This window comes from Myxococcus sp. NMCA1 (genome assembly GCF_026810205.1).
Lineage (GTDB): Bacteria > Myxococcota > Myxococcia > Myxococcales > Myxococcaceae > Myxococcus > Myxococcus xanthus_A.
In genome coordinates, this window is sequence record NZ_CP113950.1 from 5,251,096 (window position 1) to 5,266,929 (window position 15,834).

General features: G+C 69.1%; 14 protein-coding genes. 4 read left to right on the forward strand and 10 right to left on the reverse strand.

Features of this window, described 5'->3' with window-relative positions; translation table 11 throughout:
• The first annotated feature begins 51 nt into the window (after window positions 1–51).
• Together OZ403_RS21640 and OZ403_RS21645 are read left to right on the forward strand one after the other, a co-directional pair.
• Window positions 52–744 (forward strand): response regulator transcription factor, encoded by a 693-nt coding sequence (locus tag OZ403_RS21640; protein WP_140792552.1) that lies wholly within the window; start codon window positions 52–54, stop codon window positions 742–744.
• The gene (locus OZ403_RS21645; protein ID WP_268781616.1) at window positions 713–2,353 is read left to right on the forward strand and encodes a sensor histidine kinase; all 1,641 of its coding nucleotides are present in this window, start codon (window positions 713–715) and stop codon (window positions 2,351–2,353) included. Before OZ403_RS21640 ends, OZ403_RS21645 begins: the two co-directional genes overlap by 32 nt.
• On the opposite strand, the gene OZ403_RS21650 is transcribed toward OZ403_RS21645, so the two are convergent.
• Both OZ403_RS21650 and OZ403_RS21655 read right to left on the reverse strand, forming a co-directional pair.
• Window positions 2,341–3,519, reverse strand: a complete 1,179-nt coding sequence (locus OZ403_RS21650; RefSeq protein WP_140792556.1) for a hypothetical protein — start codon at window positions 3,517–3,519, stop codon at window positions 2,341–2,343. The two genes, OZ403_RS21645 and OZ403_RS21650, sit on opposite strands and share 13 nt — an antisense overlap.
• A gap of 7 nt (window positions 3,520–3,526) precedes the next feature.
• Window positions 3,527–4,852, reverse strand: coding sequence for a hypothetical protein (locus OZ403_RS21655; RefSeq protein WP_268781617.1), 1,326 nt, complete (start codon window positions 4,850–4,852; stop codon window positions 3,527–3,529).
• Window positions 4,853–5,103: 251 nt separating this feature from the next.
• Between OZ403_RS21655 and OZ403_RS21660 the strand changes: the two genes are divergently transcribed.
• Both OZ403_RS21660 and OZ403_RS21665 read left to right on the forward strand, forming a co-directional pair.
• Window positions 5,104–5,550, forward strand: a complete 447-nt coding sequence (locus OZ403_RS21660) for a hypothetical protein (RefSeq protein ID WP_268781618.1) — start codon at window positions 5,104–5,106, stop codon at window positions 5,548–5,550.
• Window positions 5,547–6,116 carry a DUF4123 domain-containing protein gene (locus OZ403_RS21665; RefSeq protein ID WP_268781619.1) on the forward strand — a complete coding sequence of 190 codons (570 nt, stop codon included), beginning with the start codon at window positions 5,547–5,549 and terminating at the stop codon, window positions 6,114–6,116. The genes OZ403_RS21660 and OZ403_RS21665 overlap by 4 nt, the downstream gene beginning before the upstream one ends.
• A gap of 65 nt (window positions 6,117–6,181) precedes the next feature.
• On the opposite strand, the gene OZ403_RS21670 is transcribed toward OZ403_RS21665, so the two are convergent.
• From OZ403_RS21670 to OZ403_RS21705, 8 genes are all read right to left on the reverse strand, one after another.
• Window positions 6,182–7,957 (reverse strand): choice-of-anchor X domain-containing protein, encoded by a 1,776-nt coding sequence (locus OZ403_RS21670; RefSeq protein WP_237077292.1) that lies wholly within the window; start codon window positions 7,955–7,957, stop codon window positions 6,182–6,184.
• Window positions 7,958–8,182: 225 nt separating this feature from the next.
• Window positions 8,183–9,175 (reverse strand): cysteine synthase A, encoded by a 993-nt coding sequence (locus tag OZ403_RS21675; protein ID WP_268781620.1) that lies wholly within the window; start codon window positions 9,173–9,175, stop codon window positions 8,183–8,185.
• A 50-nt stretch (window positions 9,176–9,225) separates the two neighbouring features.
• On the reverse strand, window positions 9,226–10,458 hold the full coding sequence (locus OZ403_RS21680) for an ABC transporter permease (RefSeq protein WP_268781621.1): 1,233 nt from the start codon (window positions 10,456–10,458) through the stop codon (window positions 9,226–9,228).
• A 4-nt stretch (window positions 10,459–10,462) separates the two neighbouring features.
• On the reverse strand, window positions 10,463–11,701 hold the full coding sequence (locus OZ403_RS21685; protein WP_140798712.1) for an ABC transporter permease: 1,239 nt from the start codon (window positions 11,699–11,701) through the stop codon (window positions 10,463–10,465).
• Window positions 11,698–12,450, reverse strand: coding sequence for an ABC transporter ATP-binding protein (locus tag OZ403_RS21690; RefSeq protein WP_140855408.1), 753 nt, complete (start codon window positions 12,448–12,450; stop codon window positions 11,698–11,700). Before OZ403_RS21690 ends, OZ403_RS21685 begins: the two co-directional genes overlap by 4 nt.
• Window positions 12,447–13,706 carry an efflux RND transporter periplasmic adaptor subunit gene (locus OZ403_RS21695; protein ID WP_140792572.1) on the reverse strand — a complete coding sequence of 420 codons (1,260 nt, stop codon included), beginning with the start codon at window positions 13,704–13,706 and terminating at the stop codon, window positions 12,447–12,449. The genes OZ403_RS21690 and OZ403_RS21695 overlap by 4 nt, the downstream gene beginning before the upstream one ends.
• Window positions 13,703–15,049: a TolC family protein gene (locus OZ403_RS21700; RefSeq protein WP_140792574.1), complete on the reverse strand. Its 1,347-nt coding sequence runs from the start codon at window positions 15,047–15,049 to the stop codon at window positions 13,703–13,705. The genes OZ403_RS21695 and OZ403_RS21700 overlap by 4 nt, the downstream gene beginning before the upstream one ends.
• Window positions 15,046–15,750 carry a YIP1 family protein gene (locus OZ403_RS21705; RefSeq protein WP_174258853.1) on the reverse strand — a complete coding sequence of 235 codons (705 nt, stop codon included), beginning with the start codon at window positions 15,748–15,750 and terminating at the stop codon, window positions 15,046–15,048. The genes OZ403_RS21700 and OZ403_RS21705 overlap by 4 nt, the downstream gene beginning before the upstream one ends.
• Window positions 15,751–15,834 lie beyond the last annotated feature (84 nt).

Sequence of the window (15,834 nt, forward strand, 5' to 3'; positions counted from 1 at the left end):
GGGCGGGTGTAGAGTGCGGCAGTCGTCGCAATCCTCCCCTCCCGAGCAGCCGTGGCCGAACGTCCCACAGTCCTGGTCGTCGACGATGATCCTCACCTGAGGGAGATCGTCCGCTTCGCACTGGAGCAGGGAGGCTTCCGGGTGGATGAGGCCGCGGACGGCCGCGCCGCCCTGACGCAGGTCGACCGGGCCCTCCCAGCGCTCATCGTCCTGGACATCATGATGCCGGAGCTGGACGGGCTCGCCGTGTGCCGAGAGGTCCGGCGCAAGCACGAGCTGCCCATCGTCTTCCTCTCCTCACGGGATGACGAGGTCGACCGCATCCTTGGCCTGGAGCTGGGTGGCGACGACTACCTCACCAAGCCCTTCAGTCCGCGCGAGCTCGTGGCCCGCGTGAAGGCGGTGCTCCGGCGCGCGCGGCCCGCCCCGGAGGTCGAAGTGCCCGCGGCGCGGATGCAGTCTCGAGGGCCGCTGCGCATGGACGCGGAGCGCTGGCGCGCGTGGTGGCAGGACACGGAGGTGGTGCTCACGGTGACGGAGTTCCAGCTCCTGGCCACGCTGCTCCGAGTCCCCGGCAAGGTCTTCACCCGGGATGAGCTGATGAACCGCGTCTACGACGACGTGGTGGTCAGCGACCGGACCATCGACAGTCACGTGCGCCGGGTCCGGCAGAAGTTCGCCAGCGCGGGCGGAGACGTCATCGAGACGGTGCATGGCCTTGGCTATCGGCTCGCCCTCCCCTGAGCGCCGCGCGCGCCCGCGCTTGTGGCTGGTGTTCGCCGCCGTGGGCGTCGCGGGGTTCGCCCTCACGCTTGCGGGGCTCGCCTTCGTGCGCGTCCATGACAACCAGCTCATCCGCCAGACGGAGTCGGAGCTGATTGCCCAGGGCGCGGTGGTCGCGGAGGTCTTCCGCGAGCGGCTGCGCGCCACCGTGCCGGAGGGCGTATACGGCCGCGAGCGCACCGCTCCCTGGCCCTTCCCCATTCCCGACGACACGCGCCTGCGCCCCATCCTCCCGTCGCTCAGGGCCTCGGATGCGTCCCTTCCGCCGGGCGACACGCCTCGGCCTTCGCTCGTTCCCGCGGAGCCGCTGTCACAGGCGGCCGGACTGCAGCTGACGCCGCTGCTCGAACAGGTGCGCGCGGCGACCCTGGCCGGCATCCGCGTGGTGGACACCGAGGGCGTGGTGGTGGCCAGCAGCAGCCCCGCGCTGCTGTGGACGACGCTGGCGGACCGCACCGAGGTCCAGCGGGCCCTGCGCGGCGAGCCCGTCAGCGTGATGCGCCGCCGCGTCGCCGATCCCGAGGACACCCCACTGGCGTCACTCAGCCGCGACACCGGCATCCGCGTCACGGTGGCGCTGCCCGTACTGGAAGGCGATCGCGTCTGGGGCGCGGTGGTGCTGACGCGCACGCCCATGACGTTCGCCAAGGCGACGTACGCGGACCGGTGGAACCTCACCGCCACCGGCTTCGTGTTGCTCGGCGCGGTGGCGCTGATGTCGCTGGCCGCCGCCGCGCTGGTGGGCCGGCCGGTGCGCGCGCTGGTGAAGCAGACGCGCGCCATCGCCATGAGCGACCCCGCGGGCTTCGAACCCATGGCGCGCCCCGTGGTGGCGGAGCTGGCCGAGCTCTCCGAGTCCCTGGCCGGCATGGCCACCGCGTTGCGAGACAGGAACCAGTACATCCGTTCCTTCGCGGCCAACGTGTCGCACGAGTTCAAGACGCCGCTGGCCTCCATCCAAGGCGCGGTGGAGCTGCTTCGAGACAGCGCCGACGCGATGTCTCCCGAGCAACACGCGCGGTTCCTCGCCAACGTGGACGCGGATGCCCGCAGGCTCACCCGCCTGGTGCAGCGCCTGCTGGAGCTGGCCCGTGCGGACTCCATGACGGCCACGCTCGCGCAGGTGGAGTTGGGCCCGCTGTTGGAGGGGCTCGCCCTTCGCGCCCGCGCGGAAGGCGCCACGGACATCCATGTGACGGCACCGCCCACGGGACTGAAGGTGAGCCTCCCGCAGGAGGTGCTCGACGACGTGCTGTGGCAGCTCGTCACCAATGCCCGCCAGCACGGTGGCGACACCATCCGCGTGGACCTGTCGGTGGAGCAGGCCCCGGAGGCGGACATGGTGCGCGTGGTGGTGAAGGACAACGGCAAAGGCATCTCCGAGGCCAACCGTGCGCGCATCTTCGACGCCTTCTTCACCACCGCCCGCGAGCGAGGCGGCACGGGCCTGGGCCTGACGATTGCCCAGTCCATGCTGCGCGCCTTCCACGCGAGGTTGGAACTGCTTCCTTCCGACACGGGCACCACCTTCGCGGTGGTGGCGCCCGTGCCCCGGCTTCAACGGAAGTAGCTGTCGGAGATGTCCACGGAGTAGCCCAGCTCCAGCGTGGGCGAGGACGCGGCCACCAGGAACTGGCGGAAATGCAGCGCCTTTCCGGGCAGGCCTGACACCTCCGCGGCCACGGCTCCCGTCGACTCGTACTGCTCCAGGCTGCCGCCCTCGCGCCGGTAGTTGAACACCGCTGGGAAGTGCGCGCGTGCACGGAGCTCCGCCACCGGCCAGGAGACTCGCGGCAACGCCAGCTTCAACCGGCCGGAGAGGTGGAAGACGCCCAGCTCTCGCGACAGCACCACCTCCAGCGTCCCGCCCGTCTCTCCCAGCCGCGCCGGAGTGGCCTTCAACGCCAGGGTGCCGTTCTCCGACTCCACGGGGACGGGAATGGCGTTCAGGGTGACGCGCTCGAGCCGGTGTCCTTCGGGCAGCACCAGCTCCAGCGGCTGCTCGCGGTCCAGGCTCAGCGCGTAGCTGACGCGCAGCGTGGCACGGCCTTCCAGCGTGGACACCCAGGACGCTGTGGCCTCGGTGATGCGCGGCTCGAGCGGCGGGCGCACCTGCTGCTTCTGGCTTTGTGCCACCCGCGCCACCGCCGCGCGCCAGCCGACGCGCAGCGCGCCTTGCACGGGATAGACGGCGTGGGACTCGCCTCCCATCGACGCCACCGGCTCGGTGAGTGTGAAGACGGACGTGTCCGCCTCCAGCGCCAGCGGCACCGGGGACGCGTGGGGCCCGAAGCGCAGCTGGGCACGGCGCTCCGGCCCCGCTCCGGGCGAGCGGATGGAGACGCCCACGTCGAAGACGTAGCGCCCCGCCTTCCGCGTGAGCAGGCAGAGGTACCCGTCGACGACGCCCACGGAGCCTTCCTCCAGCGCGGGCAACGCGGCCGGGAACGTGTCGGCGTCGAGTTGGAGCAGGCGCACCTGCGTCCAGCGTCCATCCGCGAGCACCTCCACGTCGAAGTGCCCGTCCACGAAGAGGGCATCCGCCGTGAGCCGGCCTTTGAGCTGGCTCTTCACCAGGGCCGCCATCGGAGGTGCTTCGACGGGCGCCGACTGGCGCTGCGCGTAGAGGGGAATCAGTTCCTGAAGCGGCACGGTGGCGGTGCCGGAGGGAGACGTGGAGGCCGAGCCATCGGCCGTGGTCAGCAGGAGTCCAACGAAGAGCGGTACGGTCCACATGGCGGAATCAGCTCGCTTCCGGGGTGACAGGGGTGGAGGCAGCGGGAGCCACGGCGGCGCGCGGAGGCTCACCGGGCAGGGACAAGTCGGAGAGGAAGGCCCGCACACCAGCGCGGGTGGAGAGCACCATCAGCCCCAGCAGCGCGGCGAGAATCTCCAGCGTGTAGATGAGGCCGGTGTAGCCCTGGAGGATGACGGCGCCAGTGGGGACCACCAGCGTGGCGCCCCATAGTCCCGCGAGCACGGACGTCCGCTCCTTCGGGAAGAGCCAGCGGACGTACACCACCACCGCCGCGCCCAGGCCCACCGCGCAGAGTGCGTAGGCGGCGTAGAAGTTCATGAAGGCCGCCAGGTACGCCAGCAGCACGAAGAAGAAGCCGTACACGGACGCCAGCAGGTACGTCTCGTGGAGCGCGAGCGAACGGCGGTGGCGCAACCCCAGGGCCGCGAGCAGTGCGAGCAGCCCCAGGAAGGGCACCCAGGCCCGGGTCGCCATCGTGCCCACCAGCGCGTCGAAGGTCTTCTCCGACGGGAGGATGACGCCCAGGTTCACCCCCGACTCCAACGACTGGAAGGCCCAGTCCAGCGTCACCGCGTCGGCCGTGGTGTTCACCGACGACGAGGCCAGCACGCCCGCCGGGTAGTCGTAGTTCTCCCCTCCTTCGACGGCGACATGGACGCGCACGTCCCGCGCGGGGAGCGCCGGGTCCAGGCGGTACACGAATGAGTTCAGCCCCCGGGCGCGGTAGCGGATGGTGAAACGGGACGTGGCGCCCTTGGCGATGCGGCCCGTCCACACCAGCCGGTTGCCGGACTCGCCCAGGTCCAGGCTGGACTCCTGGCCGTCGACCAGGAACTGGAGCTCCGACAGCAGCACCTGCGACTTGTCCATCTCCATGGGGAAGATGAACGCCACGTCGATGTCGGTGCTCTCGCGGTTGACCACCGCGTAGTCGGCGTTGAGGGTGAAGTCGAAGCCGGAGAAGTAGCGCAGCCCGCGCTTGCGGTAGTTCATCTTCGCCTGCACCTCGACGTGCTGGCGGTCGAAGGGCAGCGGCTTCAGCTCGGTGAAGATGGTGCCGCTGTGCACGTAGCGCAGCGACGGCGCGGGCTGGGTGACGGGCGCGCCCCAGCGGTCCTCCACCCCGGCGGCCAGCTCCGAGTTGGCGAAGTCCGTCCGGTCCGCCACCTGCCCGGCGATGACGGCCGTGGCGAAGACGACGATGACCAGACTGCCGAAGACGTGGTGGGCCACGAGCCAGCGAAGGGCTCGGCGAAGGGCGCCTTCGGGCGCTCGCGGCGGACGGGGAGGCAGCGGAGGAGGTGCGTTCATGGGCGCAGGATGTGCGGCCCCCGTGCAACGGTGATGGCCCCCTTGTGCGGCTGCCAAGGAATGTTCGTGCAGATTTCGTGCAGGCCGGGATGCAGCTTCACCCGGCCCCGGGTACACTCTGAGTCCATTCCGCGTCCTGGACGCGGCCCTTTCCCTGAAGCCCCGACAAGGTCGTCATGTCCGTCCCTGGAATCGGCTTCCCTGGCCCCTGGCGGCTCCGCTCTGGAGCCGAAGAATACGAACTGCTCGTCATGCGAGCCGTGACGGCCCTCGACGAGCGGGAGTGCGTCCCGGCCGAGCACATCACCTGGCAGCTCGACCATTGGCTGACCTCCGCCCGCAGGCCCCTGCTGGAGATGTACGAGGCCCTGGGCGGCATCCTTCCGTGGAACGCCAGCTCACTGGACCGCTCCCGGCAGGACGCGCGCGTGCGTGAGCGGCTGGTGCAGGCGCTGGAGCGCCGTGAGCTGGTGGCCCTGCGCGTGCAGCGCCGCGCCGCCGCCTGGGCGTGGCCGGAACCGGCCCTGCCGCCCCCCCGGCCCGAGCCCGAAGTCATCCCCCTGGCGCGCCCGCCCGTGGAGGTCTTCACCCTCTTCCCAGACCCGGCACGGCAGGCCGAAGTCCTGCGCCAGGCCGCGGCGGCGGGTGTGCCGTTCTGCGAGGAGTGTGAAAAGAAGAAGCAGCAGGCCGCGGCGTGAGCGCCCCCGTCCCCCAGCTTCCGGGCCTACTGCAGTGGGTGCGTCAGGCCACGGAGGAAGCGCCCACCTCGGCGCTCTACGCCATCCTGGACGGGGCGCGGGCCCCCAACATCCACCGGCTGGTGCTCACCTGTGGCCTGACGCAGAGCTGCCTCTACGCGGGGAAGCTGCCACCGGAGCTGGTGGAGGTGGCGCCCTACCTGGTGCAGCTGAGGCCCGGAGCGCCCGCCACGGAGCAGCTGCTCGCCGCGGGCTGGGGCAAGAGCTGGGGCATCTTCGTGCAGAGCCCGGCCCACCCGGACGCGCTGCGGCGGCACCTGCGGCGCTTCCTCAAGGTCAAGGACGCCAACGGCAAGCCACTGGTGTTCCGCTACTACGACCCGCGCGTGCTGCGCGTCTACCTGCCCACGTGCACGGACGACGAGCTGGACTTCCTCTTCGGCCCCATCGAGCGGTTCTTCGCTGAATCAGAGGACGGCGGCAGCATGCTCGCCTACGCGCGCCGTCCCGAGGATGCGCCCCTGGACGCGCCGCCGCTGTCCATCCTCCCGACGCCGCTCATGTAGCGGCCTCGGCCGCCCTCCCCGGGGCGCACCGTTGAATCGATGCGCCCCGGTCGGGCTTCCCCGCCTCAGTGCGCGGAGAGCAGAGGCCGGTCGAACGCGCGCGCCAGGCAGGACTGGTTCGCCACGCTGTCCAGGTTCGTGTTGCGCATCTGGATTTCGTAGAACGGACGGCTCAGCGACGTCACGACGGGGTCCTGCACCCAGTAGGCCGTGGAAGGACTGGCCATGCCCGTGGCGAGGAAGAGAGACAGCGTTCCGTTTTCGTCGATGTGCGTGAACTCGGTGCGCGTTTCGCGGCCGTGGCAGCCGCTGCAGGTGTTGCGCGAGAAGATGTGACGGGCGTCGTTGACGGAGATGCCCGACGCACGCCAGTACGAGTCCGTCGGCGACGAAATCCACGGGAACGCGCCGAGGAACCGCGTGCTCGACGTGGGGTACGTCGGCGGCACGGTGTAGCTGTTGGCCAGGATGGCGGGCGTGTTCGCGTTGATGAAGTCACGCAGCACCGTCGTGTTGTTGTGCGAGTCGCCCGGCGTCAGCACCGTCGGCTGGCCCTGCAGGCGGTTCACCGAGGGGCCCGAGCCCATCAGGTGGAACTCACGCAGCTCCCACGGGTAGCGCAGCCACTCCTCGTTGGTGCGGATCTGGTTGATGGCGCTGCCGTTCGGCTTGCGGGGCGCGGCGTTGCGCACCACCACCTGCTGCGTGAGGCTCGCCAGCGCCGCGTTGTACGCCGAGCTGCCCAGAATCATGGACGGCGCCGACAGGTTCAGCCACCCCTGCGCCCAGGTGCGGACCGCGTCACAGCTGGCGTGCGGGACGCCGTACTCGAAGATGACCAGGAAGGGCCGCACGCCACAGGCCCCGCTTGAACGATCCACCGCGGCGAAGACGAAGCGCAGCTCGCCCGCGTTACCGGAAGCGTAGGCGGACGGCCCCGCGCCGGCGCCCAGGTCCAGGCGGTTGACGATGGCCACCAGCTTGAACGGCGACCGCGCCAGCTCCAGCCCGCCGCTCGAGCGCGGCCACGGCGTGAGGATGCGCGCGGTCATCGCCGGGCGCGCCGGCACCGTCCAGCCGTTGATGTTCTGGTTCACGGTCCACTGACGCAGCCAGTGCTCCGTCAGGTTTGCGGGCGACACGTACGAGCTCGCCATCTCCCGCATCAGGTGGTTGAACGTCCACACACCATTCGGGTTGCCGGCGTTCGTGCACGGGTCATACGTGCGCGTCGGGTCATTCACCACGTTGGGGTGGGTGATGATGAGCGAGTTCTCCGGCTTCACCGCGAGGGAGATACCCGCGGGGAAGATGGAGATGGGGACACCCGGCCGGAAGACGTCGGGCGACAGCGGCGTGAGTGCGCGCTCGGAGACGCGGACGCGGTTGTCGAAGGTCGCGACCGTCAGCGGCGTCTGGGGATTGCGCGCCTGGAACTCGCGAATGCGGTCCTGCGTGGCCCGGTGCGTGACGAAGTCCACGTCGCCAATGGCGGAGAACACGCCGTCACCGGCCTGCTCGTCCCCATTGAGGCCCTGGTCGTTCAGCACGAGCGCCTGCCCCGAGTCCGACACCACGGGAACCTGCTGATGCTCCTGCCCCTGCGCGAGCTTCGCGCGGATGAGGCTGCGCGTCCTCGACGTCAGCTCGCTGTCGAGCGCGATGGCATCCATCGAATCGATGATGGGCGCGGCGCCCGTCTGCGCCTGCTCCTGCGCCGCGGCGGCCGGCTCCTCCGAAGGGAGGGACTCGGAGCCACCACACCCTGCGAGCAGAGATGTGGCGACGACGCCAGTCCAGGCGCGCAACACGCCTGGAAACTTCTTGGAGGACTGATTCATGGGGGACTCCTCGCGGGTAGACTGCAACGCGGCCGTGTGCACCCCGCAGGCCAGAGTCCTCTTTCAATGCCTTCAAGCGCAGCGCGTGCGCCGCCGCTGGTGGCAATGACAAATCACGCCACAGCGTGACTCGCCCTGTAACACCAGACGTCACAGACTCAAGGGAGAGTCATTGCAGTCCCAGGGTGTTGAATTGCAGCACGGCCACCCGAGAGCCCCGCCCTTTCAAACCTCCGGAAGCGGCCTCACCTCCAGTTGCTTGGACGCGAGGAACTCCGGGTTGAACACCTTCGACGCGTAGCGGCTGCCGTGGTCGCACAGGAAGGTGACGATGCGCAGCCCCCCTTCCCGGTGACGGCGCGCCAGCTCCCACGCGGCGCGCACGTTGAGGGCCGCCGACGTGCCCACCACCAGCGCGTCCTCGCGGGCCAGGTGGTAGAGCATCTCCACCATCTCCTGGTCGCCCAGGCGCATGGCCTCGTCCACGCGGGCCCGGCGGAAGTTCTCCGTGAGGCGCATGATGCCAATGCCCTCGGTGATGGAGGAACCGGGCCCTTCCATGCGCCCTTCGCGCACGAAGGTGAAGAGGCCCGAGCCCGGTGGATCCACCAACACCACGCGCACGGAGGGGTTCTTCTCCTTCAGGTAACGGCTGACGCCGCCCATGGTTCCACCGCTGCCCACGGACGCCACCAGCACGTCCACGCGGCCCTCGCACTGCTCCCAGATTTCGGGGCCCGTCGTCTCGTAGTGGTAGTCGCCGTTGGCCGGGTTCTCGAACTGGTTCGCCCAGAAGCCGCCCTGCGCTTCCGCCAGCACGCGGGCCTGGTGGAAGAAGTGGTTTGGATTGGCGAAGGGCACGGCGGGGACCTTGCGGACCTCCACGCCCATGGCCTCCAGCAGCTCGTACTTCTCGCGGGCCTGGTTGTCCGGCATGGTGACGACCACGCGGTACCCGCGCTCGCGGCCCAGCAGCCCCAGACCGATGCCGGTGTTACCCGCGGTGCCCTCGAAGATGGCGCCGCCCGGCTTCAGCAGGCCCTGCGCCTCCGCGCGCTGAATCATCCCCTTCGCGGCGCGGTCCTTGATGCTGCCGCCGGGGTTCATGAACTCGGCCTTCGCGAGGATTTCACACCCCGTCTGCCGGCTCAGCGAGCCGATGCGCAGCAGCGGGGTGTTTCCGACGGAGTCCCAGAGCGTTCCAATGCGAGGCGCCATGGGCTGTGCTTAACGCGAAGGGTGGCGCCCGTCACCGGGAACCACCGCCCTCAATCCGCCCGCATGGCCTCCACCGGATCCAACTTCGCCGCCCGGGCCGCCGGGTAGATGCCGAACAGGAGCCCGACGCCGCAGCTCATGAACAGGGCCAGGCCCACCGCCCACGGGGGCACCTGCATGGGAAAGCCCATCATCCAGTTGCCCAGGAACACCAGCCCAAAGCCCAGGCCCAGGCCCAGGGCGCCGCCCATCAGCGACAGCAGCACCGCCTCCGTGGCGAACTGTCCCAGGATGCGGCGCTTGCGCGCACCCAGCGCCTTGCGCACGCCAATCTCCCGCGTCCGCTCCATCACCGACACCAGCATGATGTTGAGGATGCCAATGCCGCCCACCACCAGGGACAGCAGACACACGCCCACGCCCGCGATGGTGATGACCTGGGAGAGCTGATTGAACGACGCCGTCACCGACTCGTTCGTGTGCAATTCGAAGTCGTTGGGCATGTTCGCCGGAACGTCGCGGCGGCGGCGCATCAGCGAGGCCACCTCGTCCTGCGCCTTGCTGAACAGCTCCGGGGACTTCGCCTGCACGCTGATGTCCAGCGAGCGCTTCTTCCCGTAGAGCTGGTGAAAGACGCTCAGCGGAATCATCACCTGGTTGTCCAGGCTGAACATGCCCAGCATGCTCCCCCGCTTCTGGAGCAAACCGATGACGCGGAAGGGCCGGCCCTTGATGCGCACCTCGTGGCCCACCGGGTTCATGCCGGGAAACAGCGCGTCCGACACGTCCGTCCCCAGCAGCACCACGTAGCGGCCGTCCAGCGCCTCCACTTCGTTGAAGTAGCGGCCGGCCTGCACCGATACGCCGCTCACCAGCGGGTAGTTGGCCGGCGTGCCGAACACGCGAACCGAAGGCCGCGTCTCCGAGCTCGCGGTGGACAGCTTCTGGCCACCCTCGTCGTCGGTGGGAACCACCGTCCCCACCGACGGGCAGGACTCCTCGATGGCCCGCGAGTCGGGCATCTCGAAGTCCTTGCGCTTGGCGAACTTGGCCCAGTTGATGCGCCCGAAGCCGCCCGCGGGCCACTTCGTCACCTGGAAGGTGTGGGCGCCCATCCGCCCCAGGTCGTTGTTCACCTTGATGCGCAGGCCCTCGATGAGCCCCATCATCGTGATGACCGTCGCCACGCCGATGACGATGCCCAGCAGCGTCAACAGCGAGCGCAGCGGGTTGCCCAGGAAGGTGCCCAGCGCCAGCCGCAAGTTGTCCAGGAACGCTCGCATCACATCACTCGTAACGGAGGGCTTCCACGGGGTCCAGGTTCGCCGCGCGCGCCGCCGGCCAGATGCCGAACAGCAGGCCCACCAGCGCGGCGAAGCCCACCCCCGCCACCACGGTCATCGGCTGCACGTCCGCCGCCAGCGGCGTGATGAGCGACACCACCTTGGCCGTGCCCAACCCCACGGTCGTCCCCAGCAGGCCTCCCACCGCGGACACGCTCGAGGCTTCCATCAGGAACTGGAAGACGATGGTCCGTTTCCGGGCGCCCAGCGCGCGTCGCACGCCAATCTCCCGCGTCCGCTCGCGCACCGACACCAACATGATGTTCATGATGCCGATGCCGCCCACCAGCAGCGTAATGAGTCCCACACCCACGGCGACACCGTAGAGCGCGCCCGTGAGCTGCTCGTAGGTCTGCGCCATGGCCTCCGGCCGGTTGATGGAGAAGTCGTCGTCCGCGCCCGGCGGCGTGGAGCGCACGCGCCGGAGGATGCCGGTGAGCTGGTCCTCCGCGGACCGCATCTGCGAGGCATCCTCCACCGCCATGGCGATCTCGAAGCTTCGGCCCTTGCCGAAGCTCGAATAGAACGTCTTGAAGGGGATGAAGACGAGCAGGTCCATGCTCTCGCCCACCATCTTCCCCTTGCGGCTGAGCGTGCCCACCACCTGGAAGGTGCGGTTGTCGATGCGAATCGACTGCCCCACTGGACTGACGCCCGGGAAGAGCCCGTCCACCACGTCCGCGCCCACCACCGCCACCGGCCGCGTCGTCGCGTCGTCCGCCTCGGTGAGGAAGCGCCCGCCGGTGATTTCGTAGCCAGAGATGTTGAGGTACTCGTGCGTCACGCCCTGGATGCGCACGGTGGACAGCTGCTCGCCGCCGTGCGCCACGTCCGAAAGGCGCGACACCGCCGGGGACATGGCCGTCACGAAGGGCGCCAGCGTGCGCAGCCGGTGCATCTGCTCCAGGGTGAAGTTCTTCCGGTTGCGGTACTTCCACCAGTCGCCCTTGATCATCCAGGGCCACTTGGACACGTACATCGTGTTCGCGCCAAACGTCGCGAGCTGCTGGTGGAACGACGTGTTGAGCCCCTGGATGATGCCGACGATGGCCAGCAGCGTGGCCACACCGATGCCGATGCCCAGGGTGGTCAACACCGTGCGCAGGCGGTTGGCCTTCAATGAGAAGACCGCGATGCGCGCGCCTTCCAGCACATCCACGCGGAAGGCGGACCGCTGACTCATGCGCCCCCCGCGTTCAACACGTCCGTCGCCGTCCCCAGGGCCACCGTGCGGCCGTCACCGTCCGCGACAATCTCTCCGTCGCTGAGGCGGATGGCCCGGGGGCAGCGCGCCGCCAGCTTGGGCTCGTGCGTGACGAGCACCAGCGTGTGGCCCGCCTTGTGGAGCTGCTCGAACAGGCGGACGATCTCCTCACCCGTGGCCGAGTCCAGGTTACCCGTGGGCTCGTCGGCCAGCAGCATGGAGGGCTCGGACACCAGCGCGCGGGCAATGGCCACGCGCTGGCGCTGACCACCGGACAGCTCGTTGGGCCGGTGGTGCATGCGGTGGGTGAGCTGCACCTTGTCCAGCGCCGCCTTGGCCCGCTCGCGCCGCTCACGCGCGCCGATGCCCCGGTACACCAGCGGCAGCTCCACGTTGGCCAGGGCCGTCTCCTTGGGCAGCAGCTGGAAGGTCTGGAAGATGAAGCCAATCTCCACGTTGCGGATAACGGCGAGTTCGTCGTCGCTCATGATCGACACGTCCTTGCCGTTCAGCATGTACCGGCCGCTGCTGGGCGTATCCAGGCAGCCGAGCACGTTCATCATCGTGCTCTTGCCAGAACCTGACTGGCCGATGATGGCCACCCATTCTCCCCGGTTGATGCCGAAGGAGACGCCGCGCAGCGCGCGCACCTCTTCCCCACCCACGTGGAAGACGCGGGTGATGTTCTCCACCTGGATGAGCGGTCCCGCGCCACTGGCCTGACTCACGACTTCCGACCGCCCTTCATTCCCGCGCCCGGTTCGGGCTCACGCACGATGTCGCCGTCATTCAGCTCCTTCGACAGCGTCCGGTACGGACCTTCAATCACCCGGTCGCCCTCGTTGAGTCCGGAGACGATCTCCAGCTCCGTGTCGGAGGCGATGCCCGTCTGGACGCGGCGCACCTGCGCCTTGTTGCTGCTGTCCACCACGAACACGACCTTGGCCAGGGACTCCGTCCGCTTCGCCGTCAGCCCGCCACCTTCGATGGGCGCCTTGTAATCCGGCAACGAGCGGTCCGAGCGCACCGTCACCGCCTGGATGGGCACCAGCACCACGTCATTGTGCGTCTCCGCGGAGATGCGAACCTCGGAGCTCATGCCCGGAAGCACGCCGGGCGGACGGGTGTCCAGCGCGACGGTGATGGGGAAGCTCGTCACCTCGGCCTCGGTGCCCTCGTTCTTGATGAGCGCCTTCTGGGCAATCTCCACCACGGAGCCCGAGTACGTCTGGCCCTCCAGCGCGTCCAGCGTGATCTCCGCGGGCTGGCCCGGCTTGAGGTGCACCACCTCGTGCTCGCCCACCTCGAACTTCACTTCCATGGCGCTGAGCGCGGCGATGGTCATCACCACGTCCTCGGACAGGTCCGAGCCACGCACGCGCTCACCCACTTCACGCGACAGCTCGATGACGTTGCCATCGATGGGCGACACCAGCGTCGTGCGCGTGAGGTCCGTCTGCGCCTGGTCCACGATGGCCATGTTGCGCGCCTGCATCTGCTTGGCGGAGGCCAGCCGCGCATCCGCCGTGCTCTTCGTGGCTCGCGCCGTGTCCACCTCGGCGGTGGACGAGAGCCCCTTCTTCGCCAGCTCCTCCACGCGCGCGAGCTCCAGCTGCGTGCGGCCCACTTCCACCTCCGCCACCTGCACGTCGGCGCGCGAGGCGTTCAGCGACGCCAAGGCCTGCTTGTGCGCGGCCTGATAGAGGCGCGGATCGATGCGGCCCAGCACCTGGCCCTTCGTCACCGCCTCGCCGTCCTTCACCGCCAGCTCCACCAGGTCACCGGAGAGACTGGACGAGATCTTCACCGTCGTGGCCGCCTGCACCTTGCCCGCGCCGGTGATGGTGCGGGTGATGGTGCCCTTACGGGCCTTCGACAGTTGGACTTCGAGCGACGGCGGCGGACGGTCCTTCAGCCCACCCACCGTGATGGCCGCAGCACCCAGGAACAACGCGCCAGCAATGGCACCCTTCCACCACTTCATTTCGACTCTCCCGGGCTCAGGGCGCCCATGGCCCGCAGCAACGAATAACGAGCGATTTCGACATCGATCCTGTTTTCCAGCAAGGCGAGTTCAGCGCGCGTCAGGCTCAGCTGCGCGTCGCGGACCTCCAGGGTGGAGCCCGCGCCAGCGCGGAAGCGCGCCTCCTGCATATCGAGGCCCTGGACAGCGGCCTCGACGTTCTGCGCGGCCAGGCGAGCGGCCTCCAGCTTGGCCTCCAGCGTGCGGTGCGCGGCGCGAACCTCACCCTCGATTTCCCGCGCCGTCTGCTCCAGCGTCAGCTGGGCCTTGCGGATGTCCGCCTCGGCACGGCGGGAGCTGGCGCCCGTGGACAGACCGGTGAAGATGTCCCAGCTCAAGCCGACGGCCGCCGTGAAACGGTTCTGCAGGCGCGGCTCGGTGAAGACCAGCGAGGCATCCGGACCACCGCGGTTGTAGAGACCCTGGGCCACCAGACGGGGCAGATACTCCGACCGGGCAATGGACTGCCGCAGCTCCGCGGCGCGGATGCGCAGCTCCAACGTCTTGAGCAGCGGCCGGTACGCGCGCGCCGACGAAAGCGCTTCGTTGACGGACGGGGCGGGCAGAGGCTCGGTCGTGAGCACGCCCGGGTCGGAGGCCGTCAGCACATCGGTGCCGGGCCGGGCCAGCCACACCGCCAGCTGCGTCTGGTCGTTGACCAACTGCCCGAGCATGGCCGTGTAGTTGATGCGGTCGGTCCCCAGGTTCACCGCGGCGGTGATCTCCTCGTTCTTGCCCGTGCGTCCCGCATGGAAGAGGGCCTGGGCACGCTCGACCTGCTCTTCGCTGCGCTGGACGGTGGCCTTCAGCACGTTGAGCGTGGCCTGGGAGCGATACAGGGTGAAGAAGCGGCGGATGGCCTCCAGCTCGGAGGTGTCCGCCTCCTCGCGCGCCTGCCCCTTCTGCGCGTCACGCACCACGCCACTCTGCTCCAACTGCTTCCAGCGGGCGCGGTCGTAGATGATCTGCGTGAGCGACATGCCCAGGTCGTAGTTCTGCGTGCTGGTGGAGGGCGTCTCCACCGCGTTGCGGACGAAGCCTCCCGGGTTGGCCGGGTCCGGAACCGTGATGAACTCCTGCCGGCGGCCGAACCAGATTTTTCCCGCAGAGGCATCGACCGAGATCTGCGGCAGCAGCGCTGCACGGGACAGCTTCACGTCCTCGTCCGCCATCGCCACGTCCAGCAGGGACTGGATGGCGGCGACGTTCTGCCGGCCCTCGGCGCGTGCCTGGTCCAGGGTGATGGGCGTGCCGGAGTCCACGGGAACGGCGGCCAGCGCGGCCGCGACCACGAGCGCGTTCATTGCGCACCTGCCTGAGCGGGAAGGCCGATGAGGAAGATGCCCGCGTACATGGCGTACAGCGCCACCGCGAGCAGCAACGCGCGCCCACGGCTCATCCCGGTGGCGGCGGAGAAGCCCAGGCCCAACAGGCCCGTGCTCCAGAGGTTGAAGAAGTCCACGGTGGACGCCACGCGCTGCATCTTCGGACTCAAGCCTTGCAACACGGCTCCCAGATTCGACGGTACGAGGTTCATCACCCGCGCCACGGTAATGGAGTGCTGCGCCGCGATGCAGAGGGTCAGGATGAGGTGGTAGAGCGCGATGGGCAGCAGCGCCAGGACGGCCGCGGACAGCAACTGCTCGAAGGACGCGGGCCGGTCGAAGAGCCAGCTGGCCACCCACAGGATGCAGGCCAGGAGCAGCGCCATCAGCGGCATCAGGATGGCGCCCTTGGCGATGCCACCGACCAGCGCCTTGCGTGACTCCGTTTGGATCTTGTCCGTGAGGTCCGCCTCGGACAGCCCCATCAGCCCACCAGAACCCTGGAGCTGGCGGATGACGTCAGGCGCGACGTCCCAACGGAGGGAAAAGAGCGTCCCGGAAGCGGACACGCACAAGGCCAGGATGAGGAGAGGCCACACCCAGCGGCGCGCCTCGACGGCGGCACGGGTCCCATCGAGGGGATCGACGAAGACGCGGGCCGGTTGAGCAAGAGAAGTCATATGGTGGTGGAGGTCTCGGAGCGAAGTACGACGCTCGTCCTCAGGCAATTGCCTGGCCAGCCGAAGAAAGACGCCGAACAGGCA

Coding starts and splice junctions, on each gene's coding strand:
- OZ403_RS21645 (WP_268781616.1), top strand. CDS start 713: ATGGCCTTGGCTATCGGCTCGCCCTCCCCTGAGCGCCGCGCGCGCCCG.
- OZ403_RS21650 (WP_140792556.1), bottom strand. CDS start 3,519: ATGTGGACCGTACCGCTCTTCGTTGGACTCCTGCTGACCACGGCCGAT.
- OZ403_RS21655 (WP_268781617.1), bottom strand. CDS start 4,852: ATGAACGCACCTCCTCCGCTGCCTCCCCGTCCGCCGCGAGCGCCCGAA.
- OZ403_RS21660 (WP_268781618.1), top strand. CDS start 5,104: ATGCGAGCCGTGACGGCCCTCGACGAGCGGGAGTGCGTCCCGGCCGAG.
- OZ403_RS21670 (WP_237077292.1), bottom strand. CDS start 7,957: ATGAATCAGTCCTCCAAGAAGTTTCCAGGCGTGTTGCGCGCCTGGACT.
- OZ403_RS21675 (WP_268781620.1), bottom strand. CDS start 9,175: ATGGCGCCTCGCATTGGAACGCTCTGGGACTCCGTCGGAAACACCCCG.
- OZ403_RS21680 (WP_268781621.1), bottom strand. CDS start 10,458: ATGCGAGCGTTCCTGGACAACTTGCGGCTGGCGCTGGGCACCTTCCTG.
- OZ403_RS21685 (WP_140798712.1), bottom strand. CDS start 11,701: ATGAGTCAGCGGTCCGCCTTCCGCGTGGATGTGCTGGAAGGCGCGCGC.
- OZ403_RS21695 (WP_140792572.1), bottom strand. CDS start 13,706: ATGAAGTGGTGGAAGGGTGCCATTGCTGGCGCGTTGTTCCTGGGTGCT.
- OZ403_RS21700 (WP_140792574.1), bottom strand. CDS start 15,049: ATGAACGCGCTCGTGGTCGCGGCCGCGCTGGCCGCCGTTCCCGTGGAC.
- OZ403_RS21705 (WP_174258853.1), bottom strand. CDS start 15,750: ATGACTTCTCTTGCTCAACCGGCCCGCGTCTTCGTCGATCCCCTCGAT.